This window comes from Streptomyces sp. NPDC001393 (genome assembly GCF_053597455.1).
On the sequence record NZ_JBSFIH010000056.1, the window covers coordinates 23,381 to 39,375 of the forward strand.

Sequence of the window (15,995 nt, forward strand, 5' to 3'; positions counted from 1 at the left end):
CCCATCGGCCGGACAGCACACCGAAAGGCAGACCGATGACCCACAACCAGCCCAGCCCCGCCGACACTCACGTCTCCTGGGACCTCGGCGAGATCACCGTCCGCCGGATCGACGAGATCGCGCTGCCCCCACAGACCGGCCCTTGGCTTCTCCCCGCGGCCACCAAGGACGTCATCGACGAAGCGTCGTGGCTGCGCCCCGACTTCGCCGACGCCGAGGTGCCCTACCTCGCCAGCCACACCTTCGCCGTCGAGGCCGGGGGCCTGCGTATCCTCGTGGACACCGGCATCGGCAACGGCAAGGAGCGTGCCAACCCCGCCTGGAACGGCCTCGACACCGACTACCTGCGGCGCCTCGCGGCTGCGGGATTCGCGCCCGAATCGGTGGACTTGGTGATCATCACGCATCTGCACACCGATCACGTCGGCTGGAACACCCGCCTGGACGGCGACCGTTGGGTGCCGAGCTTCCCCAACGCCCGCTACCTCACCAGCCGTACAAAGTGGGACTACTGGGCGGCCGCCGACCTGGACGCCAACCGCAGGCAGATGTTTCGCGATTCGGTCCTGCCCGTCCACGACAACGGGCAGTTCGACCTCGCCGACGTCCCCGCCAAGGGACACTGGGTGGCGGCAGGCATCCGCCTGGTCCCCGCCGCCGGGCACACCCCGGGCCAGATCGCCGTGGAACTGCACGGTGCCGACCGCTCGGCCCTGATCACAGGCGACAGCATCCACCACCCCGTGCAGCTGTCCCACCCCCACCTGACCAGCTGCGTCGACATCGACCCTGAGCAGGCCGTGAGCAGTCGCCGCCGTCTCCTCGACAACCTGGCCGACACCGACGACCTGCTACTCGGCACCCACTTCCCCCGCCCGACCGCCGGCCTGGTGCGCCGCGACGAGGGCCGCTACCGCCTGCTGCCCGAACCCGGCACTCCGACCCCAGCCGCCGCGGGGTGACCGGACGGGGCGGTCACCGGCCAAGTGCCTCCTGGCATCCGGGCAGGGCTTGAGCGGCTCGGGAACGCGGGCATGGGTTCCACCAGGACCGAATCCACCGCTCAGGACACTCCGGCGCAGGCACCCGCCATGGTGGCAGCGGATACGCCGGTGACGGTGGCATCCCCGGTCACCAGCACAGGCGTCAAGATCAGCCACCACGTCGCCGGTGTAACGAAGTCGGCCGGAGGGGGCAGCCTGTCGCCTGCGCTGATCGCCAGCACTACGTCAGCTCGGCCACCGGCAAGCACACGCAACTGACGCGGACCGCGGGCGCCGCCGTGTCGCACGACCCCACCCACCCCGACCGCTGGTCCTCCGTCTCCCGCAACGACGGCAAGGCGCAGGCGTTGCAGCCCACTCCCAACCAGGTCGAGTGGGCCGTCGACATGGCCGTGCGCGGAAATCTGCATGCCAGCTCCATCCGGCAGGGCGGCTAACGCCACCAGACCGATTTGAGCAGCATCGACCCGCAGGGCCTGTTTCCTGCGCCCATCCTGAACGGCCCGAAGGACACGCGTATTCTCGCCAAAGTGATGCTCGGCATCCTGGCCTAGTACTGCCACCGCACTCGATGAATCGCGGCAGGTCGAGCGGGGTGCCCCGTCGGCTCTGCGGAGGCCGCCTCCCCCGCTTCGCGCCCGAGGACCGCATTTTTCCTCGCCGGCCCTGCCTCGCTACCTCCGACCGGCATGCCTGCCTGACCGGCACGGGTGCACTTTCCGGCAACGACTACGGCTCACGGCCGCGGCGGCTTCAGCCGACGATGCCGTGTTCCCAGGCCCAGGCTGCGATCTCCACACGGTTGCGGGCCGGTAGTTTGTCCTGGACCCGGCTGAGGTGACTTTTGATGGTGCTGAGCGAGAGAGTCAGCCGTTCGGCAATCTCGCTGTTCGTGTGTCCGCGGGCGACCAGGCTCACGACCTTGAGTTCCTGAGGGGTGAGCCGTCGTGCGGCGGCGGCTCCGGTCTCGGCGCGCGGCGGTCTGCTCAGGTGTTCCAGGAGCCGGACGGTGACGGACGGCGAGATGAGAGCGTCACCGCTGACAGCGGCATGCACCGCTTCGACCAGCAGTCGTGGGCCGGAGTTCTTGACCACGAAGCCGCTGGCGCCGGCGCGGATCGCTCCGTAGACGTACTCGTCCATGTCGAACGTCGTCAGGATGACGATCTTTGTGCCGTCCGTCGCGGCTCTCTGTGCCTGGCGCAGTCGCCTGGTCGCCTCCAGACCGTCCAGCCTCGGCATGCGGATGTCCATCAGGCAGACGTCCGGTCGCAGTCGGTGAACTGCCTCGACCGCCTCGACACCATCGCCTGCCTCCCCGACCACGGAGATGTCGTCCTGCCCCTCCAGGATGAGGCGGAAGCCCATCCGCACCATCTCCTGATCGTCGGCGATCACCACAGAGACACTCACTACGGCTTCCCACTCCCTCACTTCACAGGCATGGACGCAGCCAGCTCCCAGCCGCCCTCGGGCATGCGTCCGCTGCTGAGCTCACCACCCAGTTCGGCCACCCGCTCCGACAGGCCGACCATGCCGAAGCCGCTGGGGCGGAACCACACCCGCCCGCGTTGCTGACCGACCGCGTTGTCACGTACGCGGACGACGAGTCGGTCTCCGTCGGTCTCCAGCTTGACATGCACGGTGGTCGCTGTGCGGGCGTGCTTGCGGACGTTGGTCAGGCCCTCCTGGACCAGTCGTTCCACTGTCTTGGCGAGTTGCGTCGACCAGACGGCACCGTCCACGTCGTCGGCCACGTCCAGCCAGGCGTGTTGTCCGGTGCCGCTGAACTGGCGGACGAGCGCCTCGATCCTCGTCATGACGGGGGTGACGGGTGCCTCCGTCATGGCTCCGTCCGCTTCACGCAGAAGTCGGACCATGCGGCTCATCGCCACCAGCCCTTCCTGACCGGTCTGCTCGATGTTGGCGAACAGCTTGCGTGCCGTGACCGGGTCACGTTCCGCGGTCTGTTCGCCGGCCTGAGCCTGGACGACGACCGCTGTGACGTAGTGGGCCACGTGATCGTGCAAGTCGCGGGCGAGGTCGAGGCGTTCTGCCTGGCGTACGTTCTGCGCCGCGGTCTGGCGTCGGCCGTCCTCGGTTCGCAGGTAACCGCCCAGCAGTGCGAAAGCCACCGGAAGCAGGGTGAACAGGCCGTCGATGTCCTTGAGCAGCGGTAGATCCGACAGCGCTGGCGCGCGGCCCTCGATCCGTACCACCGCCACGAAGAGCGGGACCGCCGACAACACGAGCGGCACAGGCCGCCCGTACCGGCAGGAAAGACACAGCAGCACCAGCAACCCGACGAGTTCCGCCCACCCTGGGGTGCGCTGCAGCACGGTGCCCTCCACCAGGGACGTGGTCAGCAGCGAGAGGGTCGCCACGACGACGGACAGCGCGCAGGCCGTCCACTGCCGGCCGAACCGGTACAGCCGCACCTGCGCAGCGGCGGCGGCCAGAGCCGTGACCCCGCTCGCGACGACCGCCAGACCGACGTAGCTGACGCTCACCACAGCCGTGTCGAGCAGCACAAGCAGCGCACACAGACCCAGCGCGGCTACCGTCGCAGGGCGGGTCAGCCGGAGAGAGCGGGGCATGGCGAGGAGTCTAGACGGCCGCTGACCGACCCTTGGAGGGCGAGGAGCGGTACGTACTTTCGGCCGATGCCGCTGGAGCGAATACGGTCTTTCGACGGCATCGCGACCCGTCGGCCGCTCCGCAGAATGATGCGTGTCCGAGGCGCACTTCCCTCCCCTCACCAGGAGCTGCCGTGACGTTCCCCGCGTTCCGTACTCATGTCACATCCCTGCTGACGGCCGGTTCCCTGGCCGCGGCAGCCGTGTCACTCACCGGCTGCGGCGCGTTGGGCCCCAGCTATGACGTGAAGATGGAGGTGGCAGGCCCCGGCGGTGCCAACGTCGTCTACAGCTTCTCCGGCGACAACAACGGGAAGACCGCGTCCGTTCAGAAGCTGCCCTGGACCAGGGCCCAGAACGTCGGGTTCGGCTTCAACCGAGTGAGCGTCAGCGACCCGGAACCCGGCACCTCCTGCCGCATCTACGTCGACGACAAGCTCAAGGACGAGGAGAAGAAGCCCGACGCCAAGGGATACCTGTCGTGCTCCGTCTCCCTGAAGGGCTGATCCGATGGCCTTGACGAGCGTGTCCGCGCGTACGGCGGTCCGCGCGAGGGCGGTCACCAAGGTGTACGGTCCGGACAAGCCCGGCACCACGGCGGCGGTAGGCGTCCAGGCGCTGCGCGGAGTCGACCTGGAGATCGACAAGGGAAGCTTCCTGGCTGTCATGGGACCTTCCGGATCCGGGAAGTCCACCATGATGCACTGCCTCGCCGGCCTGGACCGTCCGTCCTCCGGCACGATCACCCTGGAAGACACCGAGATCACTGCGCTGTCCGAGCGGCAGCGCACGGACCTGCGTCGCGATCGGATCGGATTCGTCTTCCAGCAGTATCACCTGCTACCGGAGTTGAACGGCTCCGAGAACATCCTGCTGCCGCTGGAGATAGCAGGCCGCCGCCCCGACCAGGGCTGGCTGGACACGCTCGTGAGCGCCCTGCAGATCGGTGACCAACTCTCTCGTCGGCCCTCACAGTTGTCCGGTGGGCAACAGCAGCGCATCGGCATCGCTCGGGCGCTGGCGGCCCGTCCCGCAGTCGTTTTCGCGGACGAGCCCACCGGGAACCTGGACGCCAGGTCCGGCCGGGATGTACTGGAGTTCCTGCGGTACTCCACCCGCGAGTTCGGTCAGACGGTGGTGATGGTCACGCACGACCCGGTGGCGGCCTCGTATTCCGACCGCGTCGTGCTGCTGCTGGACGGCCGCGTCAGCGGCAGGGTCGACGACCCCACTCCCGAGTCCGTGCTCGACGCGCTCCAGAAACCGGTCAAGCGGTGAGGGCGTTGATGGCATCGGGGCTGACCAAGACGGCTGTACGGCAGATCGCGGCCAGGCCGTCACGGCTGCTGCTCACCGGCTGCACACTGATGGTCACCGCGTTCTTCCTGGCCGGTTCGATCATCTTGACCGACACCATGAAGCGGCAGTTGGTCGATGACCTCTCGACGGTCGCCGCGGGGACGGCCGTGGTGGTCAGCGCGGACGGCGACCGGCCGCTCGACGACAAGCAGGTCGAGGAACTCGGGAAGGCACCGGGGGTAGCCGGGGTCCAACCCGTGGCCACGGGCAGCGTGCTTGTGCAGGGCGCGGGCCGTGACCCCTACCTGTTGGTCGGCACGGCACTCACAGGTCCGCAGTCCACCGTCCGCCCGTTGCGGGGCACCCTCCCTGACGGGCCGGGCGAAGTCGTGCTCACGCGGGCGCTGGCCGGCCTCCCGGGGATGGGAGTCGGCAGCCGGATCACACTCGTCGCCCGGGCCGGGGACGGCCCGGCTACCTCCCGGAGCGCTCCCGCCCGCGCGGTGACCGTGACGGTCTCGGGTGTCGTCCAGGCCCCTTCGGCCATGGGAGCCGCCGTGCTCACCACGCCCGCCAACGCCCGTGCATGGCTGGGCACCAACGGCTGGCAACAGGCGCTGCTCCGCGTCACGGACCGCCCCGCCGCCGAGGTGGCGGCTGCGGTACACGGTGAGCTGGGCACGGACTTCTCCGTAAGTACCGCCTCCGAACTGCGAGCGGAGGGGAGCGGATCCAAGCGGGTCGCCACCGTGTCCACCCTGCTCACGATCTTCGTCTTGGTGGCCCTGCTCGCCGGAACCTTCATCGTCTCCACGACGTACCGGGTGCTGCTCGTCCGGGACCAGACACGGGTGGCCCTGCTGCGCTGCGTGGGCGCCAGGCCAGGGCAGGTGGCGCGGTCCATGCTGCTGCAGGCCGCGGGTTCCGGCCTGATCGCCGGTGCGGTCGGGACGGCCACGGCGATCTGCTGCTCCTTCGCGATCACCGGAATCGGAGGCCTGCCCGGCCCCGAGATCTCGCCGCCGGCCCTGTCCGGATGTGTGCTCGTCTCCGTACTCGCCGCCCTCGCCGCCGCCATGCCGGCAGCGAGAGCCGCGGCACGCGTCGCACCGGTCGCCGCCCTGTCCGTGGCGAGCACCCGCCACGTAGCGGACCGTACCGGCCGGACGCGCGCGCTGATCGGAGCGCTCTGCCTGGGCTTGGCGCTCCTCCTCATCGGCCTCGCCGGTCTCGGCGGCGCGGACGGTGCCGCGTCGGCGCTCGGCTCACTCGCCTCCGCGATCGCTCTGTTCGGCTGTCTCCTCGCGCTCGGCCCAACACTGCTCCGCCGCGCGACACGCGCCCTCCACCGGCCCGTGCGGGCGGCGGCCGGGCTGGACGGTGTTCTGGCGTTGCGCAACCTGAGCCGTGCCGCGCGCCGGACCGCGGCCTGCGCGACGGTCCTCACCCTGGGCATCACCATGGTCGCCGCAGTACTTGTGGCACTGGCTTCCGTGGAGAGGGGAACGGACCAGCGGCTGCGGGAGCGCGACCCGCTCGACGTCGTGCTCGACGCGTCGCCCACCGGCTCGTCGGCCCTGACCCCGGCTGTGGTGGACGCCGTGGCGGCACTGCCCGAGACCCGCGCGGCAGTGCCCGTCACCCGAGCGGACGGCGTTGCCCTCGGCGGCAACGGCCGCCACCAGGACATCGATGTCCGTGGCCTCGACCCTGGCGCGATCCCGGCACTGCTCGCCGACAGCCGACCGGACTCCCACGGCGGAGGTCTACGGCACGGCCAAGCAGCCGTCTCCACTTCCCTGGCGGAGGCACTCGGGGTCCGTCCCGGCGACCGGATCTCGCTGCAGGTGTCCGGCGACCGGAAGTCCAGCGCCGAAGTGGGCCTGATCCACCCGGACGACACCTCCCCCATGTTGGGCGATGTCGCCGTCCTGCCAGGGGACTTCGCCGAACTGGCGCCTCACACCCCGGTACGGTCCTTGTACATCAGCGCCGTCCACCCGGACATCCCGTCGTCCCTGCGCGCCCCGCTGGACAAGGCGCTGCCGCTGCACGCCTCGCTCCACATCACCTACCAGGGCGAAGAACGGGCCGCCCTGCGGCAGACCATCGACCAGCTGCGGATCATGGCACTGGGGCTGGTCGGCATCACCATGCTGGTGTCGCTCGTAGGGGTGGCGATCACCCTGACCCTGTCCTCGGCAGAACGCGAGAGAGAAAACGGTGTCCTGCGAGCGGTGGGCATGCGCGGCTCACGTCTGCGCTCCGTGCTGGCCTGGGAAGCCGGACTGCTCGGCTTGTACGCAGCCGTCCCCGGCGTCACGCTGGGCCCGCTCTACGGCGCGATGATGCTCGGCGCACTGCCCGGTCTCAGCAGCCTCACGATCCCGTACGGGCAGTTGGCCCTGACGTTGGTGGGCGCCCTGGGCCTCGTGCTGGGTGCCTCCGTGATCCCGGTCCTGCGTTCGGCAGCGGTCTCACCCATGATGGCCCTGCGGGCGGAATGACCACGTCCCCGCAGTCCCACGCCCGCAAGAACGCGGCCGAAGTCCGCCCGCCGGCTCCGCGCAGAAGCCGTATTCGGATGCGCGCACGAGGCGGCGGGCAGCAACGGCGTCCCCGCCCCCGGCCGCGCCCCGCTCAGCGGCCGGGCGCCCCCGTCCGCAGCCCGTCCATGACGAGGTCGAGGAGCCGGGTAGCGCGCGGCTGCCAGTCGGCGTGCGGGTCGAGCTGCCAGAGGCCGGCGATGGCGAGGAAGAAGTCGTCCGCGGTGACTCCGGGGCGGATGGTGCCGGCCTCCTCGTTGGCGCGGAGCAGGAGTTCCGCCGCGGAGGTCACCGGCGTGTGGGCCGGCTTGGCCGGGCTTCCCGGTGCACCGGTGGCCTGGCGTATCGCGTCGGCCAGGCCGGCCTTGGTCATGGCGAACTCGGCGAGACGGTCCATCCAGGCACGCAGAGCCTGTTCGGGCGCACGGGTCTCGAGCAGCTGGTCCGCACTGTCGGCGACCTGCCGCATCTCGTGGCGGTAGATCTCCAGGACGAGTGCCTCGCGGTTGGGGAAGTTGCGGTAGAACGTGCCCTGCCCGACGCCGGCCTTCTTGGCGATCGCGCTCAGCGGGGCGTCTGCGCACCGGGTCAGCTCGACGAGGGCCACGTCCAGGATGCGCTCACGGTTGCGCTGCGCGTCCGAGCGCAGGGGTGCGTCCTTCTTCTGTGGCACTCGTCCTCCTCAAGGGTTCTGGCCGAACCCCGCCCTTGCTAACCGGACAGCTGTCCGTTACGTTCTCAGGTAGCGGACAGCTGTCCGGTCACGTCCACGATAGCCGTGGACGCGGCCCTACGGCAGTCAGCAGCTGCGACCTTCAGCCCCAGCACTCCGCACTTGGCTCTCTCCCGCGGCAGCGTCGCGCTAGACGCACTCTCCACGGCGTCCGATGCCCCGGCTGCCGTACCACCTACCGTCTGTCCCGGCAACGCGCAACCGTCCTGGAAAGCGAAAGAAGCTGCTCATGGCCTCATCGACGTCCAGTGTCATCACCTTGAAGATCAACGGCGAGAAGTACACACTGCCCGTCGACCACCGCACCACCCTGCTCGACGCACTGCGCGAGCGCCTCGATCTGACCGGCACCAAGAAGGGCTGTGACCAGGGTCAATGCGGTGCCTGCACCGTCCTGCTGGACGGCCGCCGGAGCGTCGCCTGCCTGCAACTGGCGGTGGCGGCCGAGGGGCGTGAGATCACCACCATCGAAGGCGTCGCCGACGGCGATCGGTTGCACCCGGTGCAGCAGGCCTTCCTCGACCTGGACGGCTACCAGTGCGGCTACTGCACCCCGGGGCAGATCTGTTCTGCCATCGGGGTGATCCAGGAGCACGCGGCGGGCTGGCCGAGCGCCGTCACCGGCGACATACGTCCCGAGGCGGGACCACCACCCCTGACTCCCGACGAGATCCGCGAGCGGATGAGCGGCAACCTGTGCCGTTGCGGCGCGTACGTCTCGATCGTCGAGGCGGTGGCCCGGGCGGCCGAGGCCGGGACGGACGCGAGCACAGCTGCGGCCGCGGGCATCGGCGCCGACACCGATGCAGGGTCCAAGGAGGCCGTGGCATGAGGGAGTTCGGTTATCAGCGGGCGTCCGACGTCGCCGGCGCCGTAGCGCTGCTCGGTGCCGATCCGGACACGCGTTACCTCGGCGGCGGCACCAACCTCGTCGACCTCATGAAGACCGGCGTCGAACGACCCGCCCGGCTCATCGACATCCGCGAACTCCCGCTCGACGAGATCGAGTCGACGCCGGAGGGCGGCCTGCGCATCGGCGCCACCGTCACCAACGGCGAGCTGGCGGCCGACCCCGAGGTCCGCCGCCGCTACCCGGCGCTGGCCCAGGCGGTGCTGGCCGGCGCGTCCGGGCAGCTGCGCAACATGGCCACGGTCGGCGGGAACCTGCTGCAGCGCACCCGCTGCGGCTACTTCACCGACGTCACCAAGCCCTGCAACAAGCGTGTCCCCGGCAGCGGTTGCCCCGCCATCGAGGGCGAACACCACAACCACGCGATCCTGGGCGCGTCCGACCACTGCGTGGCCGTACACCCTTCGGACATGGCCGTCGCCCTCACCGCCTTCGACGCCGTCGTCCACTTCGAAACCGCGCACGGGCCGGGCGAGTTGCCGCTTGGCGAGTTCTACCTGCCTGTCGGCGACACCCCGCACCGCGAGACCGCCCTCCCGCCGGGCGCGCTGATCACCGGCGTCACCCTGCCGCCCACGCCCACGGCCGCCAACTCCCGTTACCGCAAGGTGCGCGAGCGCGCCTCGTACGCGTTCGCCATCGGCTCGGTCGCCGCCGCGCTCGACGTCCGTGACGGCGTCGTCCGGGACGTCCGCCTGGCCCTGGGCGCGGTCGCCTCCCGGCCGTGGCGGGCCGTCGCGGCCGAACGTGTGCTGACCGGGGCGCCGGCCGACGCCGAGACCTTCGCCGCCGCGGCGGCCGCCGAGCTGGCGGCGGCGCGGCCGCTGCCGCACAACGGATACAAGGTGACCTTGATGCACAACCTCGTGGTGGCCGTGCTGACCGAACTCGCCGAGGGGGCCGCCCGATGACCACCGTCACCACCGGGACACCCACGCCGACGTCCTCCGTCGGCACCGCGCACACCCGCGTGGAGGGCAGGGACAAGGTCACCGGAGCGGCCCGCTACGCGGGAGAGGTCCCCTTCGCGGACCTCGCGCACGGCTGGCTGGTGCTGTCCACGGTCGCCCGCGGCCGCGTCAGCGCCATCGACACCGCTCCCGTCCTCGAACTCCCGGGCGTCCTGGCCGTCCTGGACCACCGCAACGCACCGCGCGTCGTGACCGATTACGCCGGCTTGCTCGGATCGAAGCCCGACCCTACCTGCGCCGTCTTCCAGCACGACCGGGTGCCGCACCTGGGCTGGCCGGTGGCCCTGGTCGTCGCCGAGACGTCCGAGCAGGCCAGGGAAGCCGCCGAGGCGCTCGTGGTGCACTACGAACAGGAGCCCCACGACATCGAGTTCACGGGCGAGCACCCGGACGCCTACACGCTCGACGGCCACATGCCGGCGGTGACGGAGAAGGGCGACCTCGACGCCGAACTGGCCGCGTCGGCCGTCGTCCTGGACGCCGAGTACACCACCCCCGAAGAGCACCACAACCCGATGGAACCGCACGCTGCGACCGCCCGCTGGGACGGCGGCCGGCTCGAGGTGATCGACTCCAACCAGGGCGCGACCTGGGTCGTCGGCGAACTCGCGAACCTCTTCTCGCTCGACCCGGCCTCCGTGCGCGTACGCTCCGAACACGTCGGCGGCGGCTTCGGCAGCAAGGGCGTCCGCGCCCACCAGGTGGCCGCCGTGATGGCCGCGACCGTCCTGCAACGCCCCGTACGCGTCATCCTGACCCGCCGTCAGATGTTCTCGCTGGCCGGCTACCGCAGCCCCACCACCCAGCGGGTCCGGCTCGGCGCCGACGCCGACGGACGGCTGCGCGCGCTGGAGCACCGCTCGGTCAGCCTCACCTCCACCGTGCACGAGTTCGTCGAACCGAGCGCCGCGGTCGCCCGGGTGATGTACGACGCCGAAGCCCACCACACCGCCAACCGCGTCGTACGGCTCGACGTACCGACCCCGACGTGGATGCGCGCCCCGGGAGAGGCACCGGGGTCGTTCGCGCTGGAGGCGGCGCTCGACGAACTCGCCGAGAAGTGCGGGATCGACCCGATCGAGCTGCGCCTGCGCAACGAACCCGACAGGGGGCCGGTCTCCGGCCTGCCGTTCGCCGGCCGCAACCTGCCCGCCTGCTTCGCCGAGGGTGCGCGCAGGTTCGGCTGGGCCGACCGGGAACCACGCCCCGGCCTGCGCCGGGACGGACGCTGGCTGCTCGGCACCGGCACCGCGGCAGCCTCCTTCGGCGCGGGCGCCATGCCGTCCACGGCGACCGCGACCGCTCACCCGGACGGCACCTTCACCGTCCGTATCTCCGCGGCCGACATCGGCACCGGGGCCCGTACCGCACTCACCCTGATCGCCGCGGACGCGCTGCGCGTGCCGACGGAGCGCGTCCACGTCCGCATCGGCGACAGCGACTTCGGACCGGCGATGATCGCAGGAGGCTCCATGGGCACCCGCTCGTGGGCCTGGGCGGTCACGGCCGCAGCCGACGAACTGCGCGACAGGCTGGCCCTGGGCACCGACATCCCGCCGGAGGGAATCACGGTACGGTCGGACACCACCGCGGCCATCGGCGCCCTCGCCCCCGCCGAACGCCACTCCTTCGGGGCGCAGTTCGCCGAGGTGGCCGTGGACGTCACCACCGGCGAGGTGCGCGTGCGGCGCATGCTCGGCATCTTCGCGGCGGGCCGGATCGTCAACCCGCTCACCGCGCTCGGCCAGTTCAGGGGCGGCATGATCTGGGGCATCTCCATGGCCCTGCACGAGGAGGCGGTCCGGGACCGCGCCTCGGGCGGCCATGTCGGCGCCGACCTCGCCGGCTACCACGTGGCCACGCACGCCGACGTACCGCACATCGAGGCCGACTGGATCGACGACCCGGACCCGAAGGACCCGGTCGGGATCAAGGGCATCGGCGAGATCGGCATCGTGGGCGCGGCGGCCGCCATCGCCAACGCGGTCTGGCACGCGACCGGCGTACGCCACCGCAGCCTGCCCATCCGGCCGGACCGCGTCATCGTGGCGGGGACGCCAAGTGCTTGACATCGCCGAGGAGTTGCTCCGCTGGGTCGAGGAGGGCCGGGACTTCGCCATCGCCACGGTACTGGCGGTGGGCGGCAGCGCGCCGCGCGGTCCCGGCGCCGCCCTTGCCGTCGACAGCGAGGGAACCGTCATCGGCTCGGTCTCCGGCGGGTGCGTGGAGGGCGCGGTCTACGACCTGTGCCGGCAGGCGCTCGAGACCGGCGAGAGTGTCACCGAGCGGTTCGGCTACAGCGACGAGGACGCCTTCGCCGTAGGACTGACCTGCGGCGGGACGATCGACATGCTGATCACGCCGGCGGGCGGGCAGACGCCCGCCCGGACCGTCCTGGCGTCGGCCCTGTCGGCAGCCGTCCGGGGCGAACCGGCGGCCCATGCCCAGGTGGCTCGCGGCCCGGCGGAACTCCTCGGCCGCGCCCTGCTGGTACGGCCCGACGGCACGTACGAGGGCGGTCTCGGCGGCCACCCGCAGCTGAACCGGACGGCGGCGGCCGAGGCCCGGGCCCTGCTGGAGGCAGGGCGGACCGGCACGGTGGGCATCGCGGCGGACGGCTCGCACTGTCCCGGTGGCCTCACCCTGCTGGTCGAGTCGAACGTGCCGCCCCCGCGCATGATCGTCTTCGGTGCGGTGGACTTCGCGTCGGCGTTGACGCGGGTAGGCAAGTTCCTCGGCTACCACGTGACCGTCTGCGACGCCCGCCCCGTCTTCGCCACCCGGGCCCGCTTCCCCGACGCCGACGAGGTCGTCGTCGACTGGCCGCACCGCTACCTGCGGCGCACCTCGACCGACGCCCGCACGGTCCTGTGCGTGCTCACCCACGACGCGAAGTTCGACGTGCCCCTGCTGAAGGCGGCCCTCGGGATGCCGGTGGCGTTCATCGGGGCGATGGGCTCGCGCCGCACGCACGAGGATCGCGATCGGCGCCTACGGGAGGAAGGCGTGAGCGAGCGGGAGCTGGCCCGGCTGCGTTCCCCGATCGGCCTCGACCTCGGCGCCCGCACGCCCGAGGAGACGGCCCTGTCGATCGCGGCGGAGATCGTCGCGGCCCGGCGGGGCGGCTCGGGCGTTCCCCTGACCGGCACGAAGACGCCGATCCACCGCGACCCGGGAGCACGCGACGGGGCCACGGCCGCCTGAGGGCGCCGTCGGCCGCGCCCGGCTCAGGTGTGGGGGCAGAGGACGAAGTCGGCGTAGGGGCGCCAGGTTCGGTCGTCGCCGAGTTGGGTGAGCGCGTCCCGGATCCGGTGGAGGTGGGCGGGGGTCAGCTGGAGCGGAGGCTCGTCGGGCTGGTAGGTGGTGCGGACCGGGTAGTCCACGCCCGGCTCGGTGGTCATCTCGATGTGGCAGCCGAGCACATGGGTGACCGGCCGGCGGTCGGCGAACTCGATCAGACGGTCGATGCTGCGGGCGAAGGCAGGAACGTCCTCGATGTAGAGCCGCCCGGGATACACGCTGTCGCCCGTGAGCAGGAGGCCGGTGGCCGGGTCGTAGTAGGTGACGGCCGCCTCGTGATGGCCCGGGGTGGCGAGGCACTCCAGTACCCGGCCGCCCAGGTCGACGCCGGCGACGGCGTCCGGGTCCGCGTCGAACCCGAAGTACCGCCAGGCGCCGGCGCGGTCGGCGCTCACCACCGTGGTGTCGGGGCGGCCCGCGAACTGGCCGTCACCCGCGATGTGGTCACCGTGTCCGTGGGTGTGCAGCACGAGCAGTTGGTAGCCGTCCCGCGGGTGCCGGGCGAGCCAGTCCGCGAGGAACTCGTCCACCACCTGGCGCAGGGGGAAGAACTCGGCGGACTCGGTGGCGCCGGTGTCGATCAGCACCGCCCGTTCGTTGCCGCACAGCAGGAACAGGAACGGCGCCTCGTAGTGGACCGCCATGTTCTGCCTCAGGATGAACGTGTGCTCGTCGTAGGCGTGGACCTGGATGTCCGGGTCGGTGTTGTGCTTGGCCGACGGCGAGCCGTGGATCCACCTCACGTCCAGAGGCCGCGCCTGGGGAGGGGCGGCGGTGAAGTCGATCGGATGCGTGCCGGTGTCCACGATGCCTCCGCGTATGCGTCGTCTTGGCGGGCCGGGTACGGCGCACATCTCGTCCGGGGCAGGCGCGTTCGAGCCTCCGCCGGGACGCTACCACGGGCCGCCGGGAGGCCAGGACGTCGCCCGGTGCACGGAATCAGCTCGGCTCGCCGCCTCCGCCCGCCTCGCCCGTCGGCGGAGGCGGCGTGGTCGGCTCGTCGGCGAGCAGCCAGACGGTGAGCGCGGCCGTGTCGTCCTGCAGGCGGTTGTGGCTGTACGCCATCAGGCCGCGGTGGAGCTGCTCCAGCAGCTCCCGGGGCGGTAGGGGGCCCAAGGAGCGCCCCTTTGCCGGAGCAAGATCGGCAACAGGCCGCCGGACCCTCGTTGACCTTGATTCGGTTCTCAGAGGGCAATAAGCGAGTCTTCTACCATTTTGATTTACACCGTGTCCTACATGGTCAGTTTGTTGAGCCGTTTGTAGCAGCAGAGGGCCGCGGCGAGGCCCGAGGAAGGCCAGGTAGTTGCGGGAATGTCGCTCGTAGCGCGGTGACAAGCGGCGGTAGCCGGTCAGCCAGGAGATCGTGCGCTCACCCACCGGCGGCGTCCCAGTCGTTCGCTTGAGTCGATTCCCTTGCGGGCGATGCGGACGCCGATGTGCTGGCTGATGGTTGCGGCTGCCGCGTCCGGCGATCGTGCTGCCCGTCGTGGCGGCGGCCGTGGCGGGGGTGGCCGTCGCCGGGAACGCGATGTTCGACCGTGGCGGAGCCGATGAAGTGGGTGTCGCCACCGGACCGGCCCTGACCACGCAGGTCGGCGCCGCGACCACCAACGGTGTGCCTCAGTTGCTCGACCAGATCTCGCTGGCGGCAGCCGACGTGTCCCACCCGGACGTCAAGCCCGGCCAGTACATCTACATCGACTCGAAGACGGCCGACACCTTCGTGAAGACCGTCGAGACAAGAGCAGCCTGGCCAGCCACGAGCTGCACCGTCGGCAGGTGTGGTTGTCCCCGGGCGGCACCAAGGGCTGGCTGATCGACCCCTGGTCAACCGGAGTTCAGAAGGTGAGACGTTGAGTCTTCCCGATGAGCAGGGAAACACGCCGAAGGCGTACCTGAACAGCCCCTCGTACGACTACCTGGCCAAGCTCACCACCGACCCCGACGCGCTGCTGGCCAAGATCTACAAGGAGACGAGGGGGCACCTTCAGGCGCTTGGCGGCCTGGCTCGCGTCGTACTCGGTTCGTCGCATGAGATCACCTCTCGTTCACCGGAAGCGGAGGGACGGAACATGACAGAATACATGAAAAGCTGTCAATACTCTCTGGAAACAGGCAAGTTGGGAGCATGCCGCTAGGACTGCGCCCGCGTACGCAAAGGAAAATCACCCGCCCGAGTGCTGCTCCAGGCAGCCGGGCCGGACCGCCGCGGTGGGGTCGACCACAGGCGCGACCATGAGGCCGACCGCGCCCGGCGCGACCCCGGTCACGGCTCTGGTCGGGGCGCGTCTGATGTGACACCGAATTCGAACAAGTGATTGAATCCGTCATGCGGCCGATTCCTGATGACCTCATCCGGGCCCACGAGGAGTGGCACTGCACCTACCGGCAGCTCGCGGTTTGCCCGAGCCCTGAGCTGCGTCGGCGTCTGATCCGGCTGTCGGCTCAGGTGGTGGTCCACCCGTACTGGCGTGGCCGGACCTCGCAGGCGTGGGCGGCGCTGCACGGTGCCCGTCATGTCCGACCTGCCGCCTGATCCGCCCCGCCTGCGGGCGATCCTCGAGCATCTGGAGCGGCAGGTCGCCGAGACCGAGAC

The 15,995-nt window shown here is 70.7% G+C and carries 16 protein-coding genes, 1 pseudogene and 1 riboswitch; of the genes and pseudogenes, 11 read left to right on the plus strand and 6 right to left on the minus strand.

From position 1 onward, the window contains the following. The first annotated feature begins 35 nt into the window (after nt 1–35). Nucleotides 36–962 (plus strand): MBL fold metallo-hydrolase, encoded by a 927-nt coding sequence (locus tag ACWC2T_RS37480; protein ID WP_450674804.1) that lies wholly within the window; start codon nt 36–38, stop codon nt 960–962. 320 nt (nt 963–1,282) lie between these two features. Further along, entirely contained in the window at nt 1,283–1,441 is a 159-nt protein-coding gene (locus ACWC2T_RS37485) for a hypothetical protein (protein WP_450674805.1), read from the plus strand. Between the two features lie 316 nt (nt 1,442–1,757). On the opposite strand, the gene ACWC2T_RS37490 is transcribed toward ACWC2T_RS37485, so the two are convergent. Together ACWC2T_RS37490 and ACWC2T_RS37495 are read right to left on the minus strand one after the other, a co-directional pair. Further along, nucleotides 1,758–2,417 (minus strand): response regulator, encoded by a 660-nt coding sequence (locus ACWC2T_RS37490; RefSeq protein ID WP_450674806.1) that lies wholly within the window; start codon nt 2,415–2,417, stop codon nt 1,758–1,760. 17 nt (nt 2,418–2,434) lie between these two features. After that, nucleotides 2,435–3,601 carry a sensor histidine kinase gene (locus ACWC2T_RS37495; protein ID WP_450674807.1) on the minus strand — a complete coding sequence of 389 codons (1,167 nt, stop codon included), beginning with the start codon at nt 3,599–3,601 and terminating at the stop codon, nt 2,435–2,437. A 173-nt stretch (nt 3,602–3,774) separates the two neighbouring features. Between ACWC2T_RS37495 and ACWC2T_RS37500 the strand changes: the two genes are divergently transcribed. From ACWC2T_RS37500 to ACWC2T_RS37510, 3 genes are read left to right on the plus strand one after another with little or no spacing between them, the layout of a single operon-like run. Then, entirely contained in the window at nt 3,775–4,146 is a 372-nt protein-coding gene (locus ACWC2T_RS37500; RefSeq protein ID WP_450674808.1) for an MmpS family transport accessory protein, read from the plus strand. Between the two features lie 4 nt (nt 4,147–4,150). After that, the gene (locus ACWC2T_RS37505) at nt 4,151–4,918 is read left to right on the plus strand and encodes an ABC transporter ATP-binding protein (RefSeq protein WP_450674809.1); all 768 of its coding nucleotides are present in this window, start codon (nt 4,151–4,153) and stop codon (nt 4,916–4,918) included. 8 nt (nt 4,919–4,926) lie between these two features. Then, entirely contained in the window at nt 4,927–7,446 is a 2,520-nt protein-coding gene (locus ACWC2T_RS37510; protein ID WP_450674810.1) for an FtsX-like permease family protein, read from the plus strand. 133 nt (nt 7,447–7,579) lie between these two features. Here the strand turns inward: ACWC2T_RS37510 and ACWC2T_RS37515 are convergent, their stop codons facing one another. Beyond that, entirely contained in the window at nt 7,580–8,158 is a 579-nt protein-coding gene (locus tag ACWC2T_RS37515; protein WP_450674811.1) for a TetR/AcrR family transcriptional regulator, read from the minus strand. Between the two features lie 289 nt (nt 8,159–8,447). Here ACWC2T_RS37515 and ACWC2T_RS37520 point away from each other — a divergent pair, with 289 nt between their 5' ends. From ACWC2T_RS37520 to ACWC2T_RS37535, 4 genes are read left to right on the plus strand one after another with little or no spacing between them, the layout of a single operon-like run. Then, nucleotides 8,448–9,050, plus strand: a complete 603-nt coding sequence (locus ACWC2T_RS37520) for a 2Fe-2S iron-sulfur cluster-binding protein (RefSeq protein WP_450674812.1) — start codon at nt 8,448–8,450, stop codon at nt 9,048–9,050. Next, nucleotides 9,047–10,039, plus strand: a complete 993-nt coding sequence (locus ACWC2T_RS37525; RefSeq protein ID WP_450674813.1) for an FAD binding domain-containing protein — start codon at nt 9,047–9,049, stop codon at nt 10,037–10,039. The genes ACWC2T_RS37520 and ACWC2T_RS37525 overlap by 4 nt, the downstream gene beginning before the upstream one ends. Next, complete coding sequence (locus ACWC2T_RS37530; RefSeq protein ID WP_450674814.1) at nt 10,036–12,168, plus strand: xanthine dehydrogenase family protein molybdopterin-binding subunit; 2,133 nt, start codon at nt 10,036–10,038, stop codon at nt 12,166–12,168. The genes ACWC2T_RS37525 and ACWC2T_RS37530 overlap by 4 nt, the downstream gene beginning before the upstream one ends. Further along, nucleotides 12,161–13,303 carry an XdhC family protein gene (locus tag ACWC2T_RS37535; protein ID WP_450674815.1) on the plus strand — a complete coding sequence of 381 codons (1,143 nt, stop codon included), beginning with the start codon at nt 12,161–12,163 and terminating at the stop codon, nt 13,301–13,303. Before ACWC2T_RS37530 ends, ACWC2T_RS37535 begins: the two co-directional genes overlap by 8 nt. A gap of 23 nt (nt 13,304–13,326) precedes the next feature. Here the strand turns inward: ACWC2T_RS37535 and ACWC2T_RS37540 are convergent, their stop codons facing one another. From ACWC2T_RS37540 to ACWC2T_RS37550, 3 genes and pseudogenes are all read right to left on the minus strand, one after another. Further along, nucleotides 13,327–14,205: an MBL fold metallo-hydrolase gene (locus tag ACWC2T_RS37540; protein ID WP_450674816.1), complete on the minus strand. Its 879-nt coding sequence runs from the start codon at nt 14,203–14,205 to the stop codon at nt 13,327–13,329. A gap of 12 nt (nt 14,206–14,217) precedes the next feature. Then, nucleotides 14,218–14,285: riboswitch (guanidine-III (ykkC-III) riboswitch) on the minus strand. A gap of 53 nt (nt 14,286–14,338) precedes the next feature. Beyond that, entirely contained in the window at nt 14,339–14,515 is a 177-nt protein-coding gene (locus tag ACWC2T_RS37545) for a hypothetical protein (RefSeq protein WP_450674817.1), read from the minus strand. A 116-nt stretch (nt 14,516–14,631) separates the two neighbouring features. Beyond that, nucleotides 14,632–14,835, minus strand: a pseudogene (locus tag ACWC2T_RS37550) (IS5/IS1182 family transposase); the annotation flags it as partial. A gap of 14 nt (nt 14,836–14,849) precedes the next feature. On the opposite strand from ACWC2T_RS37550, the gene ACWC2T_RS37555 reads away from it, so the two are divergent. Both ACWC2T_RS37555 and ACWC2T_RS37560 read left to right on the plus strand, forming a co-directional pair. Then, nucleotides 14,850–15,215, plus strand: coding sequence for a hypothetical protein (locus tag ACWC2T_RS37555; protein ID WP_450674818.1), 366 nt, complete (start codon nt 14,850–14,852; stop codon nt 15,213–15,215). A gap of 37 nt (nt 15,216–15,252) precedes the next feature. Next, a complete protein-coding gene (locus tag ACWC2T_RS37560; RefSeq protein WP_450674819.1) occupies nt 15,253–15,537 on the plus strand; it encodes a hypothetical protein in 285 nt (94 codons plus the stop codon). The last annotated feature ends 458 nt before the right edge of the window (nt 15,538–15,995 follow it).

What these genes read in the sequence shown, in the direction of transcription:
- ACWC2T_RS37525 (WP_450674813.1), top strand. Translation starts at nt 9,047, where the DNA reads ATGAGGGAGTTCGGTTATCAGCGGGCGTCCGACGTCGCCGGCGCCGTA.
- ACWC2T_RS37495 (WP_450674807.1), bottom strand. Translation starts at nt 3,601, where the DNA reads ATGCCCCGCTCTCTCCGGCTGACCCGCCCTGCGACGGTAGCCGCGCTG.
- ACWC2T_RS37510 (WP_450674810.1), top strand. Translation starts at nt 4,927, where the DNA reads ATGGCATCGGGGCTGACCAAGACGGCTGTACGGCAGATCGCGGCCAGG.
- ACWC2T_RS37530 (WP_450674814.1), top strand. Translation starts at nt 10,036, where the DNA reads ATGACCACCGTCACCACCGGGACACCCACGCCGACGTCCTCCGTCGGC.
- ACWC2T_RS37505 (WP_450674809.1), top strand. Translation starts at nt 4,151, where the DNA reads ATGGCCTTGACGAGCGTGTCCGCGCGTACGGCGGTCCGCGCGAGGGCG.
- ACWC2T_RS37480 (WP_450674804.1), top strand. Translation starts at nt 36, where the DNA reads ATGACCCACAACCAGCCCAGCCCCGCCGACACTCACGTCTCCTGGGAC.
- ACWC2T_RS37520 (WP_450674812.1), top strand. Translation starts at nt 8,448, where the DNA reads ATGGCCTCATCGACGTCCAGTGTCATCACCTTGAAGATCAACGGCGAG.